This window comes from Corynebacterium sp. KPL4035, from assembly GCF_037908325.1.
Classification (GTDB): Bacteria; Actinomycetota; Actinomycetes; order Mycobacteriales; family Mycobacteriaceae; genus Corynebacterium; species Corynebacterium kefirresidentii.
Genome location: NZ_JBBMGF010000012.1, coordinates 19,422 through 37,784, shown reverse-complemented (window position 1 = coordinate 37,784; position 18,363 = coordinate 19,422). Strand labels below are relative to the sequence as shown.

Annotated in this window: 11 protein-coding genes; 8 read left to right on the top strand and 3 right to left on the bottom strand. The window is 50.9% G+C overall.

Features of this window, described 5'->3' with window-relative positions; genetic code table 11:
• Positions 1 to 35: 35 nt before the first annotated feature.
• The 3 genes from WMP96_RS10140 to WMP96_RS10130 form a co-directional block, all read right to left on the bottom strand.
• Entirely contained in the window at positions 36 to 1,223 is a 1,188-nt protein-coding gene (locus tag WMP96_RS10140; RefSeq protein WP_301716604.1) for an MFS transporter, read from the bottom strand.
• A gap of 336 nt (positions 1,224 to 1,559) precedes the next feature.
• Entirely contained in the window at positions 1,560 to 3,113 is a 1,554-nt protein-coding gene (locus WMP96_RS10135; protein WP_340433266.1) for an acyl-CoA carboxylase subunit beta, read from the bottom strand.
• 28 nt (positions 3,114 to 3,141) lie between these two features.
• The gene (locus WMP96_RS10130) at positions 3,142 to 5,043 is read right to left on the bottom strand and encodes an acetyl/propionyl/methylcrotonyl-CoA carboxylase subunit alpha (protein WP_340433263.1); all 1,902 of its coding nucleotides are present in this window, start codon (positions 5,041 to 5,043) and stop codon (positions 3,142 to 3,144) included.
• A 467-nt stretch (positions 5,044 to 5,510) separates the two neighbouring features.
• Between WMP96_RS10130 and WMP96_RS10125 the strand changes: the two genes are divergently transcribed.
• The 8 genes from WMP96_RS10125 to WMP96_RS10090 all read left to right on the top strand — a co-directional run bounded on the left by WMP96_RS10125 (position 5,511) and on the right by WMP96_RS10090 (position 18,190).
• Positions 5,511 to 10,667, top strand: coding sequence for a beta-ketoacyl synthase N-terminal-like domain-containing protein (locus WMP96_RS10125; RefSeq protein ID WP_340433260.1), 5,157 nt, complete (start codon positions 5,511 to 5,513; stop codon positions 10,665 to 10,667).
• A gap of 74 nt (positions 10,668 to 10,741) precedes the next feature.
• A complete protein-coding gene (locus WMP96_RS10120; RefSeq protein WP_340433257.1) occupies positions 10,742 to 11,713 on the top strand; it encodes an alpha/beta fold hydrolase in 972 nt (323 codons plus the stop codon).
• On the top strand, positions 11,688 to 13,193 hold the full coding sequence (locus WMP96_RS10115; protein ID WP_340433255.1) for a 4-hydroxyphenylacetate 3-hydroxylase N-terminal domain-containing protein: 1,506 nt from the start codon (positions 11,688 to 11,690) through the stop codon (positions 13,191 to 13,193). Before WMP96_RS10120 ends, WMP96_RS10115 begins: the two co-directional genes overlap by 26 nt.
• Positions 13,187 to 14,056 carry a thioesterase II family protein gene (locus tag WMP96_RS10110; RefSeq protein WP_301716599.1) on the top strand — a complete coding sequence of 290 codons (870 nt, stop codon included), beginning with the start codon at positions 13,187 to 13,189 and terminating at the stop codon, positions 14,054 to 14,056. Before WMP96_RS10115 ends, WMP96_RS10110 begins: the two co-directional genes overlap by 7 nt.
• Entirely contained in the window at positions 14,056 to 14,919 is an 864-nt protein-coding gene (locus WMP96_RS10105; protein ID WP_301716598.1) for an ACP S-malonyltransferase, read from the top strand. The genes WMP96_RS10110 and WMP96_RS10105 overlap by 1 nt, the downstream gene beginning before the upstream one ends.
• Before the next feature lie 37 nt (positions 14,920 to 14,956).
• Positions 14,957 to 15,589 (top strand): hypothetical protein, encoded by a 633-nt coding sequence (locus tag WMP96_RS10100; RefSeq protein WP_340433251.1) that lies wholly within the window; start codon positions 14,957 to 14,959, stop codon positions 15,587 to 15,589.
• Positions 15,590 to 15,678: 89 nt separating this feature from the next.
• Positions 15,679 to 16,407: a class I fructose-bisphosphate aldolase gene (locus tag WMP96_RS10095; RefSeq protein ID WP_340433315.1), complete on the top strand. Its 729-nt coding sequence runs from the start codon at positions 15,679 to 15,681 to the stop codon at positions 16,405 to 16,407.
• A gap of 76 nt (positions 16,408 to 16,483) precedes the next feature.
• A complete protein-coding gene (locus WMP96_RS10090) occupies positions 16,484 to 18,190 on the top strand; it encodes a class I adenylate-forming enzyme family protein (protein ID WP_301716596.1) in 1,707 nt (568 codons plus the stop codon).
• Positions 18,191 to 18,363: the final 173 nt, after the last annotated feature.

Sequence of the window (18,363 nt, the reverse complement as noted above, 5' to 3'; positions counted from 1 at the left end):
ACCAGGCGTGGATGAGGGATGATGGAGCTTCTAAGTTAGGCAACAGAGTCTTCTTTCTGTTTGGAGTTAGATCCTGCGGTTTTGTTTTCCTGGGAACCAATTCTGGTTTGCAGAAGGACTAGCATTATAGCGATTGCTTCGAAAATGGAACCGACCCAACCGAGGTCCCTCAGCGAACCATGTCGTACAACCAGTCCTCCGATTAAACCACCAAGACCCATTCCTAGATATAGGGCGGAAGCGTTCAGTGACATTAGAACGGGCGCTTGTGAGGGGGCTTGGGCGAGCAAACGGAACTGTTGTGGAGGGGTGAGCATCCAGCCTGCCAATGACCATATGAGAACGGCAACGACGACTCCTACCTGGTTGTGGCCGAACAGAGATGAAAGGGCCAACCCGGATCCTCCACCTAGAAGGCCGATTAGTAATGTGGGCGTCACTCCCAACCGATCCGTTGCCACGCCCCCCAATAGGTTGCCAATGATGGACATGACTCCAAAGCCAAAGAAAATGTAGGGCAGGGACTCTGAGGAGAGCTCGGCCACAGACTCCAGCATTGGCCCCATGTAAATGTAAAGCACGTATCCGCCTACCATCCAGATCAACAAGGTGATCAACATTAAAAGAATCGCGGGGCGAGTCACTACTCGACCCCTTTCTTTCATGGTTGCTGGGGGAGGGGCGGGGAGACCTGCAAATTGAGTGCTACATCCGATCGCTGCGATTAGCCCCAGCATTGCCACGAGTGTAAAGCTCCAACGCCAACTTAGCTCGTTTGTGAGGATAATGCCGATCGGGACACCAAGTACGATTCCTGCTGTCATCCCCGAAGTTACAATGGCTAAAGCGCGGCCTTGCTTTTCTTGCTGTACAGACATCGAAGCTGCGACGGGGGCGGTGGCTGTGAACACTCCTACGCTGATCGCGGCCAGTACTCGAGCAACCAGTACAAGCCAAAACCATGGTGCAAATGCAGAGACGAGATTGAAGACCGTGAAAAGAATGAGACTGGCAACCAGGGCTTTTCGGGGCTTGACCGAACCCATGAAGGTTAGCACAAACGGTGCAAGCAAAGCGACAGCTAACGCGAAAGATGTTTCTAATAGACCCGCTGTGGAAACGCTTACTCCAAGATCCTCTGAAATTGGAGTGAGGATTCCGGCAATTACGAAACCATCAACTCCCACCGCAAACATTCCAAGGAATAAAACGGTTAGCCTCATTGTTCTCCTTCTACAGTCTTCGTGCTGGTATAGGTTGCTCGACTGAACAGCGACCGGGGTGCTAACTTTGCATGTTTCACGCTACCTGACCCCTTGTTGCGTGTACACCTGTGATTTTTTAATTCAACCTGCATACACTAGTGGTTTACCTTTAGTAACCGTAAAATTAACTTTGGTCTAGCAGTTGTGTGGCGCGCTCTGCCGATCATGGCGGCGTCATGTTTGATGCGTCTGTAATGGTATCGCGTTTGTTAGAGAGGGACGGGGCAAGGAAGGGGTGTTTGTAGACCTTGAAGGTCTCCCATTTGACATTAGCCAAGGGGTGAAGGGTCTTTTCTACAAGGGGCTGTTGGAATGGTACTTAAGGCGGCCGTCCTTGCGGTTCTTGGTTGTTAACTGGGAGAGTGCAGTGGTAATGGCGCTACGAGTTTCTGAAGGGCTAATGACCCCATCTAGCTCTCCCATTTGAACGGAAAGGTTGGGATTTATGTGTTGAGCAGCGTACTCTTTGGACAGCTTTTGGGCAATGGCTGCTCTATGCTCTTTCGGAGCGGATTCTAGATCTCGCTTTTTCAGTATCTGGACAGCCCCTTCGGCCCCCATCACTGCTATCTCTGCTTTGGGCCAAGCATAGGTGCGGTCTGCGCCAATACCTTTAGAGCCCATCACTATGTATGCTCCACCGTAAGCTTTTCGTGTGATTATTGTGATCAGTGGGACGGTTGAGTTTCCATACGCGTGGATGACTTTAGCGCCACGACGGATGATTCCAGCGCGTTCCTGTTCGACGCCAGGAAGGTAGCCAGGTACATCGACGAGGGTGACCACAGGTAGGCCAAAAGCGTCACAACAGCGCACGAAACGGGCGATCTTCTCGGAAGACTCGACGTCAAGGGTGCCTGCATTATGCAGTGGCTGGTTGGCAACAATTCCGATGGGCCGTCCATCGATGCAAGAAAACCCTGTAACAGCTGATTTTGCCCAGTGTTCGTGAGTCTCGACGAACTCACCATGGTCGACGAGTGCTTTAATCACTTCAGTAACGTCATAAGGTATGCGAGAGTCTTGGGGTACAAATTCACCGACGTTGCGCGCAGACTCTTCGTCTTGGTAAGGGGGGATGTATGTGTATGGATCTTGCTTACTGTTGCAGTTCTGGGGAAGGTAACTTAGCAAGGATCGAGCATAGTCGAGAGCATCCCTTTCGTCTTGGGCGAGATAGTGTGCTACGCCAGAAACAGCACCGTGCATTTTCGCTCCGCCTAGATCGTCAAGGCTGACTTCCTCACCGGTGACGGCGCGTACGACGTCAGGGCCAGTGATAAACATATGAGAGTTTCTCTCGGTCATAATGACGAAATCGGTAAGAGCTGGCGAATAAACGGCACCACCCGCGCATGGTCCAAGTATGAGAGAGATTTGAGGGATATATCCAGAAGCTCGACAGGAGGCGCGAAAGATTCGACCGTACATTGCTAAGCCCCCAACGCCCTCCTGGATGCGTGCTCCGCCGGAATCTAACAATGAGAAGCATGGCACTCCTTGCTCGATAGCACTGTTTATTAGGCTGGTGATTTTCTCGCCTTCTACCCTTCCGAGGGTTCCCCCCTTTACGGAGAAATCTTGTGCGTATACGGCGACAGGACGCCCCGCGACTGATCCAAATCCAGTCACGGCGGCGGAACCTAGAAAACCTTGAGCTGGGTCACCGCCGAAGAAACGACCATGCTCGATGAAGGATCCCTCATCGCAGAGTAGGGCTATTCGCTCTCGAGCTGTCAGTTTTCCTTTGGGATGTTGTACTGATTCTGCTTTTGAATCGGCATAAGACGATAGTGTGGAGTAATCGATTAGACTGCCTACATGAAAAGGTTGTGTTAAGTCTGTCATTCCTAGACCTATTTCTTGCGGGGATGATTTATTCGCTTGTCTTAATGCACATCAAGGGAGTTCCTGCGGATACTTTTTGACCAATCTGAACGTCGATGCTGGTTAGAGTTCCAGAGACTGGGGCGTGAACGTAGGTTTCCATCTTCATTGCTTCCAAGACAATAGCAATGTCACCTTTCCTGATCTGCTGCCCATGCTCAACACATACACGAACAACGATGCCTTGTTTAGGAGCAAAAACCTCGCCCTTGTTTGTGAGTTCATTCTGTCCTACTTCGGAGAGAGAGGCTTGTCTCCTCCTTACTTGGCCTGAGTTACGCAGCGGTTGCACGCGCTGACGCTTTTTCTCGCCGGTAGCGGTGGAACAGTCAATACAGGAAAGGTTGGCAGGATTCAATGAGGAGGTGGTGGTTTTGGGGATGGGAATCCCGTCTGGGAACGAAACTCTGTGCAACCGATCATCGATCTGTGCGCGAAAGGTTTGGGTCGGGTCAACGATACTGTGCGCTGTCCAGTCACTGAGCATCATGTTTTGGTCTCCCTCCGGAGTAACCCTGCCGAGACTCTCTAGTTCCTTTTCGGTAAGAGACTCCAACAACTCCTCTTCCAGCCAACGGGTATGTATCTTCATCCCAGACCGGTTACTAGCGTTGAAATCTGGGTGCTCTAAAACAACATGCAACAGTGGGGCACAGGTCGTTACTCCTTTAATCTTTAGCTCCGCGAGAGCCCGATGGGCCCGAGCAATCGAACGGGCACGGTTTGGTCCGGTTACAACTAGCTTGGCGACCGTCGAATCGAACTCTGGGTTTACTTCGCCGCCAAGGCTAATCCCCGACTCTATGCGCACCCCGTGGCCGATAGGCCAGGCGAGTTCATGAATACTTCCTGAGGCGGGAGTTAGGTTGTTGGATGGATCCTCAGAAGTGATCCGTAGCTCGATCGAATGACCCCGCGGCTCTGGCACATCTGGAAGTGTGCCACCGGTTGCAAGGATGATCTGAGCCTCCACTAGATCGATTCCTGTGATTTCCTCAGAAACGGTATGCTCCACTTGGATACGAGGGTTGACTTCTAGAAAGAAAACTTCTCCGCCTTTGGTTAGCAGAAACTCGCAGGTTCCGATTCCAACGTAGTTGGAATGCTCAAATAGCTTCCGTGACCAATTTCTTAGGGTTGCAAGGGTTGGCTCTGTGATAAAAGGGGCTGGGGCCTCCTCGATGATCTTCTGGTGTCGTCGCTGGACGGAGCAATCACGCGTAGTGACAAGGCTGAAGTTCCCTCTAGTGTCACGCATGCATTGAGTCTCAACATGCCTTCCAGAATTTATTAGTTTTTCAATGAAGAACCGATCAATGTCGCCTCCAGTCACTGCGTGGCGCTTACCAAAGTCTTCTATATCTTCTTTACTGTGTAGGGTTTCTATACTACGTCCGCCGCCACCATCGAAACGCTTGAGAATCACCGGAAAGCCATGTGTGTCTACAAACCCATCTACCTCATTCATGTCACAAATTGGTTGCATGGATCCGGGGATGGTGCGGACCTCTGCTCTTTGAGCTAACCGACGAGCGTTTAGCTTGTTTCCTAAACGCTCGATGGTCTCGGCTGAGGGGCCTAGCCAAACCAGATTAGCCTCTGTGATGGACCGCGCAGCACTGGGGCTTTCTGAAAGAAAACCATAACCAGGGTGGACTGCTTCTGCGCCGGATCGCTTGGCAATGTCGATGATCTTGTCAGTGTTGAGATAGGTTTCTTGAGGGGTGCTTCCCTCCAGCACGTAAGCATCATCGGCAAGCTCCACGGCTGGCGTTTGAGCATCAGAAGGTGAGTAAACGGCTACGGATCTCAGTCCGAGGTCGCGAATCGTTCTGATGACACGGGCAGCAATTTCCCCACGGTTAGCCACGAGGATGGAGTTGATTTTCATCGATAGGGGCCTTTGGGTAAGTTTTGCCAGAATTTGGGTGAAGACCCAATCATGTTGGGGTGGAAAACGTCGCTTAAAGGCTGGAAAGCCAACAGGGGACGTTATCGCATGCATTTTAACAACTTAAGCTCTTTATCGGGCGAGGTTGGCTGGGACTTTATCTGGATGTGTGGATCATCCCGCCTTCTTGAGGAGCGTTATTCGTCCTTGTGATGTTATATGTCGTGGACGACTGCTGCTGGTATCCAGTACTCCATCTTGGATGGTGAATAGCGTTTGAACATGATGTTAACAATCTATTTACTCTGCGGGGATCGTCTCAACCTGTGCTAAATTGAACCCATAACGTCAACGGATGAACTGTCCAGCCGAGTCAACTTATTCTCGTAACTAGCCTCCTTGAAACTTTCCAGACGTGCGTGCCAGGAGGCTGAAACCGCATAGTTGGGGGTCCCTTGTCAACATCTATGTCAAGCAAGCATCTGGCCGCTGTCATCGACGCTGTTTCTGCGGAGACAGGAGTTACCTCAGATTCAATTTTTCCTGACTCTAGTTTTCATGATATGGGCGTTGAATCGGTTCTTCGTGTGGCGATTATTGAGAGGCTTGAGAGGATTTATGGTCCTCTGAGCAAGTCATTGCTGTTTGAGATGTCGACAGTGTTTGAACTGGTTGAATATCTGGAGATGGTGTACGACGAGAAAGAGGGGGTAAAGAAGGGTCTTTTCAGTGAAACGTCGCCCTCGTCGTCTGCTCCGTCGTTTGAGATTGGCGTGAACATTGATGACGGATTGGAAGGGGATTTACGGTCCGAGCCGTCCGTTGTTTCAGTCGGTAGTGAACCTGAAAGTGGCGCTGTGGGGGTAGCTCCGGCGATCTTTACAAAACAGGACAATTCCTTGAGCTTGGAGCCAACGGCAAGTGACAGTTCAGAGGGAATGGAGTGTCCTACAGTGAATGAAGGGCGTGCCGATGACGATGATATCGCGGTCATTGGAATGGCTGGCCAATTTCCGATGGCTGATGATATTGCAGAATATTGGTCTAACCTCAATGAGGGGAAAGATTGTATTGAAGAGATTCCTTCCCGGCTGTGGGATTGGAGGAATTTCTGGGATGAGCGTGCTGGGATCCCTGGACGTTCTTACAGTAGATGGGGAGGGTTTATTCCTGATCACCGTCTATTTGACCCAGCTTTTTTCAATATGTCTAGGCTTGAGGCGAATTCGATAGATCCCCAGGAAAGGGTTTTCTTAGAGACTGTTTACCATGCGCTTGAGGATGCGCAATATCCTCGAAAAAAGCGTGAGGGGAAGCGTATTGGTTTATACGTCGCAGCCATGTGGGGGTCTTACCAGCATTACGGGTCTATGACGGCTGATGCGGGAGCGTCATATGCAACGATTGCGAACAGGGCATCCTTCGCCCTCGGCCTGACGGGACCTTCAATTCCTGTTGACACGATGTGTTCGGGCTCTCTAGTTACGCTTCATCTTGGCATTCAGAGCCTCCGTGCTGATGAGTGTGACATGGCTGTAGTCGGAGGGGTAAACCTCACTACCCATCCAAATAAGTACTTTGTGTTGTGTCGTACAGGATTCGCAGCGCGTGATGGTCGGTGTAAGCCCTTCTCCGCTAATGCCGATGGCTACGTTCCTTCAGAAGGGTCAGGGGCACTTGTGATTAAGAAAAGAAGTGCAGCTGAGCGAGACGGTGACAGGATCCTTGCGATCGTAAAAGGGACGGCGGTTAACCATGGGGGAAGGGTGTCAAACTTTACGATGCCGAATGTTGAGGCTCAGGTTTCTCTCATGGATAACGTTCTTGCATCCTCAGGGACGCCAGCGGAGAAGATTGATTACGTGGAAGCTCATGCTCCAGGAACTGTTCTTGGGGATCCTATAGAGGTTCGTTCTCTCACAAGGGTTTTTGAACGGCAAGGGGTAAGCAGCGCAGATATTCCGATCGGTTCCGTGAAGTCGAACGTGGGCCATCTCGAGTCTGCAGCTGGTATTGCTGGAGTCGTCAAGGTCATTGAACAGATGCGGAACAAGACTCTTGTGCCGTCTATACATTCATCTGATGTGAATGAAAACATCGATTTTGGGAACAGTCCATTTAGGTTGCAAGATTCGGTTTCACCGTGGGTGCCGCAAAGGAACGCTGAGGGTCGTGGTGAACCATACCGAGCGTTGATTAACTGCTTTGGTGCAGGAGGCACGAATGCTACGGTGCTGCTCGAGTCTGTTCCTGAGGAGGAGGGGATTTCCTCGGACGGTGCAGAAAAGCGGGCTCAAGATAGAGAAGAGATTTTCCTTTTATCGGCGGCTTCCGTCGAGTCCCTCCGTTTGCTCGTCGGGCAATACATCGAACTGGTCGAGTCTTTCCTAAACCGCGGCAACACTGATCGTGCTAAGGAGCTTGAGAGGGTAGTAACTGGGGTTGTAGCAGATACTGCAGGGATTGCAGTTCGGTTTGTAGAACCAGAGGATAGTCTCGGTACCTTACTTCCTGAGGATGATGAAGTGGAGAGGCTGGTATCAGCGATCTGTCGCTTTACGGGGGTGGTTTTGAGTACAGAAGTAGTCCTTGGTTGTCGGACAGTGGATGATTTGGTTCAGTCGGTTCAACGCTGTGCTATCCCAGGGTGCTTACCGCGTACAGAGCAAGCGGAACGGGAGTGGTTCAGCTCTCTATCGTATGCGACTCGTACTGGGCGGGACTCGATGGAGTACCGGCTGGCCATTCTCGCGGAGAGTCCGAAGGCTTTTCTCTCGCATCTGAGATCAGTCTCGTTGGATTACGAGTCAGTTATTACAGGACGCGACGGAGTTCTTCAGGGGAGGGTGGCAAAATCTGACTCTTCCTTAGCTTCGAAGGAAGTCAATCAAGAGTACATCGGTCGTTTGATAGCTCAGAGGAACCTTGGGAAGCTTGGGTCATTATGGGTGCAAGGGGTTGATGTGGAATGGAGTGATCCCCCGGTTCGACCCTCGGTGGAGGCCAATCCTCCGCTGTATCCGTTTGATCATAAGGTTTGCTGGGCACCACAGGAGAGGCCTGGCGATTCTCGGGCGAAGAGTTTGTCTGTGGATGTAGGGGGGACTGGAGGAAGCGCCGAGCGCTTTGTGCAAACCCCTGTGGGCAAACAGGCAAGGGTAGTCGGCGCGTTAGTCGAAAATGCTGGAAAGCGTGCTGAGACGTTCGTCGCCAGAATCGAACAGAAAGAGGATTGTAGATTTCTGAAAGAAGATGAAGTCCGAAGTATCAGGGTTGAATGCCAGGAACTACAGGCAGCGCTTTACCTTGATTGTTTTGTAGGCGATGGTTTGGTTGCTGAAGCGAAAGTCTCCAATGTGCCATCTGCAGGATTCGCAACCATCTCGATGGGGGCGGCCCAAGAGAGTGTTCCTGAGGCGGAGGATTCTGCCGATTGCCATGAGGCGAAGTTAGGCGCGGCTGAGGAGGAAGCGCTGGTCGAGTTCAGTCTAGGGTCAAACCCAACCCCGTCGACACTCTTGCAGGAGATGCTAGATTCTGCGGTGGATGCTTTTAACCTTCGGTATGAACCGATTCTCACTGGTGAAGTGGTCGGGCATCGTGTACTTCCACAAGAGGGGTCATTCATCCTGCAGAGATTCGGTGACTATCTGTGCTTGATGGTCGTCGATAAGAGAAATGATCCCATTCTGACGTGCAACGCTTTGATCGTCTCAAGCCTTGTTCCCACTGCGCCAGGCGAGCTTCGCCGTTTCGAGAGTCAATGGTGCCATTTTAAGCCGTCGGAGGAACCTAATCCAACCCCCCGGCGTGTATTATTCTTTGCTTCTAGCCAGCAAGAAGCTTCTATTCTTCAGCAGACCCCTCGTTTCCGAAAAGCCGACTGTCAGACGGTGATACTGACATCTACCGGCAACAGCCATCTATTTAAAGACGGCGGATGGTCGATCCGGCTTGGCGACTATTCTGGGCTTCGAAGCTGTCTTCGCTTGGTAGATAAACCAGATGTGATTGTGTTCGTTGCTGGCGGCCGTGAAGGCCGCGCAGCGGAAGAAGTAGTTGCACTACACGCAGTTGCGAAGGAAATGGCAAGTCGGGCGGAAGGTGGCCAAGGAAACACTGACGTAACGGTTGTGACTCGGGGCGCGGTGGGGCCCTTAGAAACTGTGACCACACCGTCTGGACTGCCTGGTTACGTTCATACTATGTCACGGGAGTTGAGGGGGTCTGTAGCTCACCTAGATATTGAGTCGGAGAGTGGGATCTCGGGTGAAGAGGCCGACGCTATTTCCAGGGTGTTGACCTGGGGCCGATTGGACAGGCCACTAGCTTTAAGGAACAAGGAGATTTTCCGTGAGACTCTGCAAGAGACAGTCTTCATAAATAAAACATCCTCTAGGTTCCGACGAGGGGGTCATTATCTCATGATCGGTGGCCCCGGAACGATCGGCCGACAGCTAAGTCTGCAGCTAGCTAAGACTCATCAGGCAAGAATCACCTGGGTATCTAGGAGCGAAGTTTCCTCTGGAGCTCAACAGGTAATCGATCAGGTGCGCTCTCTGGGAGGGGATGTCTGGCATGGTTGTGCCGATGTCTGCGATTTCCGGGCGCTACAAGAAGTGGTTGGTTACGGTGAGGAACAGTTTGGCCCATTAGATGGGATTCTTCATTTGACGATGAACAGGGACATCCGTCGGATACCAGATGTGACGGAGGAGGATTTTAGAGAGGGGATTAGTGGAAAAGTTGGGGGGACTGACTCTGTTGTCGAACTTGCAAAAACGAGAGACCTTGACTTCGTTCTCCTCTTCTCTTCCTTTGATGCGTATGTAGGCAGTGTGGGATGGTCTTCCTATACTGCTGGGTGTTCTTATCAACTTGGAGTTGCTGGACAGGCTGTGGCGAGAGATCTGCCAATCTATGCTGTTGCCTGGGGATTCTGGGAAGGAATTGGTACTGAGGTTGCTGAGGGACTCAGTGTTAAAGGAATTGGCTTAATTAATTCAAGCAAGGGAGTCTCCGCCCTTAACTCAGTGTTGAACGGAAAAGAAGCCAATGCGGTTTTCGCGATTGCAGAAGATCATGCCTTAGCGCGAATGGGCTTCGACATTCTTGAACCCAGCGGTGAGGATCCACGCGCATTGAGTGTTGCTGATCCTAAAACATCCGAGGGATTGCGTTTTTCGGCTGAAGAGGTTGAGGGTGGGAATGCTATTGAAGTGGGGGCAACCTCCCTCGTCGTGAGTGAAGAGGGTATGGGTTCTAGAGAGAAAGTGTTAGAGAATCTAAGAAATCTTTTTGCTGAGGTTCTCCGGACAGAACCCGAATCTTTGGATCCCGATACTGATCTCCTGAACTATGGCGTGGATTCTCTCCTTATCGTAAACATCCAGGCTACTATAGAGGAGCAGCTTGGCCCGGTGCCCACTGCCTTGTTGTTGGACAATAGCAATCTAAGGCACATTGCCGAAGCTATTGAGCGAGACCACCCAGAGATCTCACTCCTTTTGCAGGGCGGGGGAGATAATACGTTAAGTCATTCCGTGGAGCCTCCGTTGTCTTCTGTTGAAGGCAGTATTTCTCATGAACAGGAGGACTCTTTATTGGAGTCATCCCCCCATTAAACGCAGAAACTTCAGTTCCTTCTCAAGGAAACAATGCTAGTTTTTCGATACTACGTAGGGTTCCGCAGCATCAGATGGAGGATTTTTTCCGCAGCTACCCTCGGTTGTTTGACGAGGATCGTTTACGTTCCGCTGCGGGGCTGAATCTTGGCAGTGGTGCATTCTCAAAGGGGGATCTTGTTCACGGCCTTGTCGAGCTCGAAGGCGGTGCGGAAGTTGAAGTTTTCAGGGTTGGAGAGGGAGATCCTGTTGTCTTGCTGTGCGCTGTTGCCTTGACTGCCCCTGTTTGGCTCCATGTGATGAACTCTAGTTTGACGGATGAACATGAGCTTATTGTGGTTCATCAACCGGGCTATGGGTTAAGTACTCCAATAACTGGTTGCGATAATCGGGGGGTGGCGCGTGCCACAAGAGCGGCACTGAAGGCCATGGGTATCACAGGGGCGGTTCACTTAGCAGCATCATGTTTAGGTTCCGTACCCGCTATGCATTTCGCTGCTGATTACCCTGCGGAGACCGCTTCCTTAACGCTGATTGGCGCTTTCCATGATGCTTCGGATCTCGATGCTGGAGACCCTTCGACTATGAGTTCAAAGGATTTTCAGGATCTTGCTGAATCTTCCATCGCCACTCTTCATCGTGACTTCGATGCAGTCTTAGATGCAACATCAGGCGGAAGAAAGAATGGAGCGGGCTCATTTGTGAATGACTGCCGTCAGCTGCTTCTCGACTCTCAAAAGGCTAACTTCCTCGTGGCGCTTCGCTATCTCAATGAGATGATGGGAATTAGCATGATGCCTGTCTTGAATCGAATTACAGCCCCAACCTTGTGTCTCTATGGAGATGCCGACCAAATCATCGATCCCAGGCATTCCATCGAGATTTCTGAAGCCCTCCAGGGTACGCGCAGGGTCTGTGTAAAGGGAGCAGGACATTTTCCGTATCTTACACATCCGGAGATATTCATTGCCGAGTATGAGGCGTTCATAGAAAGACTGGGTTCTTCGGGGCCTGTCACTAATGAGGAGGAAACCAAGAGTGTCTAAATTTTCAGCCCAAATGGATATCCCCAAATGGCCACCCGGGGAGGCTTCGTCGCAACAGGCTCAGGGCATCTGGACGAGTGACCGTTTGCTGAATAGCCTTCGTGATGGGCGCAGGGTCTGGCATGAAGGGGAGTTGGTTGACGTTACTGAGCATCCAAACATGTTGCCTCCCCTTCGTTTTCTTGCTGAGCTGCAGGATTTACAGCATGACGAGCCTATGGCAACTGCCGTAACGGAGCAGTCTAGTAACGGACCAAGGACGAGTAAGTCGTATTCACTCCCGTACACAAAGGAAATTCTCGAGGAGAAGTTTACAGCTACACACAGGTGGATGGCAGCTACTAACGGTTTAATGCCAAGGCATCCAGACTTCATGGCAAATGTGATGGTTGGTCTGTGGGATTATCGATCACGGTTGGCCGACGTGGACGTTAGGTTCGCCGAAAACGTTGAAGGATACTTTCAGTATTGCAAGGACAACGACTTGATACTGACCCATGCGATCGGTGACCCACAGATGGATCGCTCGGTTAGTGTCAAGGAAAATCCGGACATGGCGCTACGGGTTGTTCAGAGGGATTCGGATGGCATCGTAGTAAGGGGCGCAAAACAACTCGCTACCATGGCCCCTTACGCGCATGATGCTTTGATCTACATGTCTCCCACGTATGCCCGACGAGAACTTGCTGAGCATGTTTGCTGGTTCTCTGTACCTATGAATGCCCCTGGGCTGAGCGTTTATACTCGCCCATCCATGGCTGGGAGAAAGGCAGGCAGTTCTGAGCTGGCGGATCGCTTTGATGAGCAGGATGCCATGATGTTTTTCGATGATGTTTTCATTCCCTTTGAGCGAGTATTTCTTCTTGATGATGCCGAAACAGCGGTGGAGGGTTTTTGGAACCTAAATAAGTGGTCTCTTTATGCTGGCCAGATCAGGTTCTATCACAGACTACGTTTTACCCTTGGCGTAGCAAGGCTAGCTGCTCGAGCAATTGGGGTGGAGTCGTTTCGCGAAATCAAGAGCGGTATCGGAGAGATAGCGCAGTATGTCGAACTAGTACGGCTTTCCCTCAGGGGTTTGCTTGACGAGGCTTCTCGAACGAATGGAGGTCTCTGGGCTCCAGGTTCCACGCTTGCTCTCGACACGTTCGCCGCTCAGATTAGTGGTCGGATCACAGAGATTCTCACGAAGATTAGCGGCTCGGGTGCGATCATGGTCCCCGGAAAGGTTGATTTTGATCAGCCTGAGCTGGCTGCACTCATCAATAGGTATATGGGTGGTGCAGGCATCGACGCAGAGGAGAAGGCAGTTGTTTTCCAGGCAGTTCGAAACCTAACCACTGCAGAGTTTGGTAGTAGGCTCCACGTATACGAATTGTGGAACCGAGGTGATCCTGTTCGGAACCGAATGAGCCTGGTCGACTCTCTGCAAGGGATGGAGGATCTGGAAGGTTCTATATTGAAGGGGTTTCGATGGTGAACAGTTCAAAACCTGACGTTGGTTTCGCTGCTATCTCGGATATGCATTCCCAAGTTGAGGTTGTTCCTCCAGGTCGCCCTGAATGGAGTGGTGGTCTGTCTTGGATTGGTTTGCATAGAAGGGCAAAAAACCAACCTCTAGCACGCCTATTAATCATCCCGTTCGCTGGAGGAAATGCGAGTGCATTTTTCCCGCTCTTGACTGAGATTGGCTATGAGAGCCATCTTGATGTCATCGTATTACAACCGCCGGGGCGTGGGACTCGGCATCATGAACCTCCGCTGGAGAGTCTCGAGAGCTACGCGTCTGTGGTCGCAGCGGTTGCGGGTCATGCAGCAGAGGTGGGGGGTAGTGTGCCCCTGATTATTTTGGGTTACTCAATGGGAGGGGTAGTCGCCTATCTGACTGCCAGAGACCATTACGAAGAGCTACCTTTGGTCGAGGTAATCGTTGCAGCTAGAACAGCCCCTACTGCTTCGGATCCTTTATCTGGGGGAAGAGCTTTGATGTCGCATGCTTCTGTTATTGACCGGCTAAGAAAACTTCAGGGCACTCCTGAGGCTGTTCTCCAAAATCCTGACATTATGGAGCCTGTCCTTGATAGCATCGCGACCGAGTTCTATTTGATTGATAATTGGTCTACCACGAGAATCGCTCCATTGAACGTAGACATAACAGCCGTTGCTGGTCTGGATGATCCAGAGACCCCTCCGACTAGGGTCTTGGAATGGGAGCATCTCACCAAGGGGCATTTCAATGCCACCTTTGTCCAGGGCGGGCATTTCTTCCTTCAAACTGCGTGCCCTGATCTTGGTCGTATCATCCGGCAGGCGGTTGATAACCAGATTGAAAGGTCTAGATAATGATTACCTTTGTCTTCCCGGGGCAGGGTGCACAATATTCAGGAATGGGTACCAATCTCTTTGAACGGTTTTCCCGACAGATTGAAACGGCTAAGTCAGTCTTGGGGCTAGACATCCGTGATCTATGTGAACTTAACGAGTCTCAACTTCGGGAGACACACAATACTCAACCGGCCCTGTTTTTTGTAAACGCTCTTAATTACCTCTCTTTCGAACGGATGGGGATCCAGCCTGATGCTGCCGCAGGTCATTCACTCGGCGAGCTGAACGCCTTGGTTGCTGCGGGAGTCATTGATTTTGCCACAGGTCTCTGGATCGCCTGGGAGAGGGGACGCTGTATGTCTCAGACCCCTGATGGTCAGCCCTCTTTGGGCGGAATGGTCGCGGTGTCGAATATCTCGGATACGGAAGTTGTCTTGGATTTGGTCGCTGAAGAATTTTCCGACTTTGATACTGCTTCAATCAACTCGCCTACTCAGCTTGTTTTTGCAGGCCCTTCTGGCCGAACCAACGAACTTGAGTCAAGAATCAACGCTTTAGGGATTGGGCGCGCCATTGTACTGAGGGTCGGAGCTGCTTTTCATAGCAGGTACATGCTCGAGGCGGCAGAACGTTTCCGTAGTCGATTGGAGGACGCAAACATCGAGTTCCATAGGCCGCGATGCCCCGTCTTTTCAAACGCTACAGCAGAACCCTTTCCGGAGGATCCCTCGGGGATAAAAGACCTAATGGTAGAGCAACTCACCAAACCCGTCTTGTGGATGAATACAGTGCAAAACATTCGAAGGGGTGAGACGGTTATGTTCCAGGAACTTGGCCCACGACCGATTCTTACCCCTTTGATCAAGGAGACTTGTTCCTAATGTTCTTTATGAAAAAGAAAGGGGCGGACCTTTGAGTGTGCAACGAACAAAGAAGCGTGGTACCGCTGCGCTGCGACGGGACATGAGCGTAAAGGAATTCGATGATGGATACTTTTATGCTGCAGAGTTGAAGCGGTTTGCTCGAGAGATCGGCATTTCTGTAGGAAACCGTAGGAAGTTCGAGGTTGAAGATCTGATCAGATCATTCCTTGAGACAGGTGTTGTTCCAACTAGTCAACCGACCTTGCCAAGAAACAAAGGAGAAGAAAGAGACAGATTAGCTCTAGATGAACAGGTCCGAAACTATGTGGACGACAAGGAAACCAAGGAGTTTCTTCTCGATGCGGTGCGCAGTTCCTCACCTGGCATCAAAAAGAAGTCTGGTCAGTGGTACTGGCTCAACGACTGGAGGAGAAAACAGCAGGAACGCCAAGCGGTCTTTACGTACCAAGACGTGGTTGATCACTTGAGCAAACTTATGCATCAGGAAGGAAGGCTCCCGCAGGTTCCTTCTGCACGGATGAATAACTTCATTACGGATCTGAGAGCTGACCCGGTGAACAGCGAAATGACACGAGATGAGGTTCAGCAAGAGTGGCGGTGGCTAAAGAAACAACCTGGTCCCAAGACGTACGCGGAATACAAGCGAAGAAAAAGACAGCAGGACTAACGGATCAAATCGGGAAAGGGAATGCAGTGGAAACAGGTTCTAAACGTCGTTTGAATCGGTTGCTGGATCGGAGCAGTGGAAAAACAGTGATGATTGCCCTCGATCACGGGTTCACTGGGGGGCCATTGCCGGGGTTTGAATCGTACGCGAAAACTTCAGGGTGGATAGATCATCCATCCATCAATGCACTAGTCCTACATAGGGGCGCGCTTGCTCTTCTGACGAGGCGTGGCCTTGTGTTGGACACTCCGGTAATCATTCAGTCCAATGGGTCATCTCGTCATGCAGCAAATCCCTCGGTCAAACCTGTGTTAGTGGAGGCGGAAGAAGCAACACGGCTTGGTGCTGATGCTTTAAGTTTCGAATTCAATGCTGGAGCGGGCGTATTTGCGGATAACCTCAGTTCTCTTTCAAAGCAGATCTGTGCTGCAAATTATTTTGGGCTACCGGTGATGGTCATGCTTGCCATAGATGATTGTCCTATGGAGAGTCGAGTCTGGGTAAAAACACATCGAGACATCTGCCGAACTTTGATCGATCTGGGAGCTTCAATCATTAAACTGCGGCAACCGCCAGCCAAGGAGGACTGGTACAGCTTGATGGAAGAGGTGGGGGCCGATTCTTTGTTCGTTATGGCGGGGGGAGCGGCACAAAACGACAATGAGATACGTAAACGCATTCGTGTGGGCATCGATGCTGGAGTTGATGGTGTCTGCATTGGCAGGAACGTTTTTCAAAACAGTTCCCCGCGCAGTTTTCTCTCAGGATTAGCTAGGGATATCCATGGTACTGATTTTTTGGGGGAGATGACTAGATGAGTCACTCTCCAGCTCGTTTGTATAAGTATAGCGTCCAGTCTCTGTTTTCCTATCGATTGTTCTAAGAGGTTATGGAATGGCAACTGCAACGTCACAAACTGGGTTTGTTTCGCCTATGTCTGCAGACGGGATGAGTCTTCTTCACTTGGATCCGCTGACTGGGGTCGGAAATTTCGCTTTTCAGGCTCTTAAGGTTTCTCAACATCCAGAGATGCCGATTATCCATTTTCAGGAAAAACATTCCCTTGCAAAAGGAATGAAGGTTGACCATCTTTCCCTAGAGACTCTCACTCAGGCTGCAGAGAAATGGAGTTACTGGTATTGGTCTAAGGGCGTTCGAGCCTATGATGTCGTTGGTGTGTACACGCAGGATGGGCCGCATCAGATAGTTCATTTATGTGCTCTCTCTTTGATCGGTGCAGTGGCTGCGATAACAAACCCTGAGATGCCGGGGGATACTGCTTCGGAGTATTTTCGAAAAATTAGGGCCAAAGGAATTGTCTGCTCACCCAAACAGACTAACTCTTTGAGTGTGGAGCTGAAAGAGTCGCTTTCTTTTCTTGCTGAGGTTGGGAGGACGTCTCTGCCTCAAAAGGGTGAATCTTTTCCTAGGTTTGTCCATGGATGGCATGATCCTGTGATGATTACACATAGTTCGGGGACTACGGGAGCACCGAAACCTGTCACGCTTGCACATGGGCAATGGTTTCATGGAATCCGAGATAACTTGGCACGTCAAGATGGCAGGACTGGCGATCGGCGCCTGATAGCTTTGCCTACCTCACATAATTCAGCTATTGCTTTTCTTATCCATGCGGTTTTAGAAGGGGGCGAGACTTTGGTGATATGCACCCAAGATGCTGTGACTGTTGGCAAGGCAATTGAGCAGTTTCGGCCTCAGATTGTGGCTGCTTTTTCTTTTACCCACACTCGCCTTGCGTTGCAGCTTGACAAATTCGAAGACCTATCCAGTGTGAGATACTGGGTGAATAGTGGAGATGCCGCGCATGAGAAGCATATTAGGAAGCTTGTAGCGGTGGGACATTCAGTTCGGAATGGAGCGCGCCGACAGGGGTCGATTTTTGTTGACGGTTTGGGTTCGTCGGAGATGGGGCACATCAGCTTCCCGATCCAGCACACCCTTGAAAGTGATCACTATAACCGATGTATCGGCCGTCCTCATTCTTGGGTGCAGGTAAAGATTTTCGACGAAGAAGGTAACAGCATTGATGGTGTTGATACGGTGGGGCGACTCGGGGTCAAGTCCCCTTCTGTTACCCCAGGCTACTGGAACGACAGTGAACTGACTGCTCGGTCTCGGAGAAACGGTTTCTTTCTGACGGGAGATTTAGTCTATAGAGATCAGCAGGGTCGATACTTCCACGTGGACCGTGTGACCGATGTAATTGATGGTGTTAATGGGAGGACTTTCAGCCTCCTGACCGAGGAGATTCTTATTGCAAGGACGGACGCGATTGATGATTGTACCGTCAGTTCTCTGACGGGACCGCATGGAGAACGGTTTCCTGTAGCCCTTGTCTGGTCGGACAGTCCGGTTCGACTAGAAGCGAGGTCTCTACTGAACGGTTTCAACGAGGCTCTTGATTTGAGAGGGCAGCCCCGTCTTTCGGCGGTTTTTGTTGTGCGGCCGAATGAAGTTCCATTGGGAATCACTGGCAAGGTGCTTAGGCGAGAGCTGCAGTCAAAGCTTGATCGAATTGCTGATGATCCGAACAAGGCACCCTGGGTGCTTGACTATGCCACTTTAGACATCGAAGACTAGGACTGATGCCACTTATTAGAGGATTGCATCCTTCGCGAAAGAGAGCACGTGGAAACCTGCAAACGTGAGGCGAGTTTGACGGGAGTATCGATGTCAGGCGCATTAAGTATCGATCAACCGTTTCATCTGACTGGAACAATTGTTCCCGCCTGTTGTCCGAGAGGTGAGTCAAT

Bases quoted from the DNA above. Each gene is read 5' to 3' on its own strand.
- WMP96_RS10140 (WP_301716604.1), bottom strand. From the start codon at position 1,223: ATGAGGCTAACCGTTTTATTCCTTGGAATGTTTGCGGTGGGAGTTGAT.
- WMP96_RS10135 (WP_340433266.1), bottom strand. From the start codon at position 3,113: ATGACAGACTTAACACAACCTTTTCATGTAGGCAGTCTAATCGATTAC.
- WMP96_RS10130 (WP_340433263.1), bottom strand. From the start codon at position 5,043: ATGAAAATCAACTCCATCCTCGTGGCTAACCGTGGGGAAATTGCTGCC.
- WMP96_RS10125 (WP_340433260.1), top strand. From the start codon at position 5,511: ATGTCAAGCAAGCATCTGGCCGCTGTCATCGACGCTGTTTCTGCGGAG.
- WMP96_RS10120 (WP_340433257.1), top strand. From the start codon at position 10,742: ATGGAGGATTTTTTCCGCAGCTACCCTCGGTTGTTTGACGAGGATCGT.
- WMP96_RS10115 (WP_340433255.1), top strand. From the start codon at position 11,688: ATGAGGAGGAAACCAAGAGTGTCTAAATTTTCAGCCCAAATGGATATC.
- WMP96_RS10110 (WP_301716599.1), top strand. From the start codon at position 13,187: ATGGTGAACAGTTCAAAACCTGACGTTGGTTTCGCTGCTATCTCGGAT.
- WMP96_RS10105 (WP_301716598.1), top strand. From the start codon at position 14,056: ATGATTACCTTTGTCTTCCCGGGGCAGGGTGCACAATATTCAGGAATG.
- WMP96_RS10095 (WP_340433315.1), top strand. From the start codon at position 15,679: ATGATTGCCCTCGATCACGGGTTCACTGGGGGGCCATTGCCGGGGTTT.
- WMP96_RS10090 (WP_301716596.1), top strand. From the start codon at position 16,484: ATGGCAACTGCAACGTCACAAACTGGGTTTGTTTCGCCTATGTCTGCA.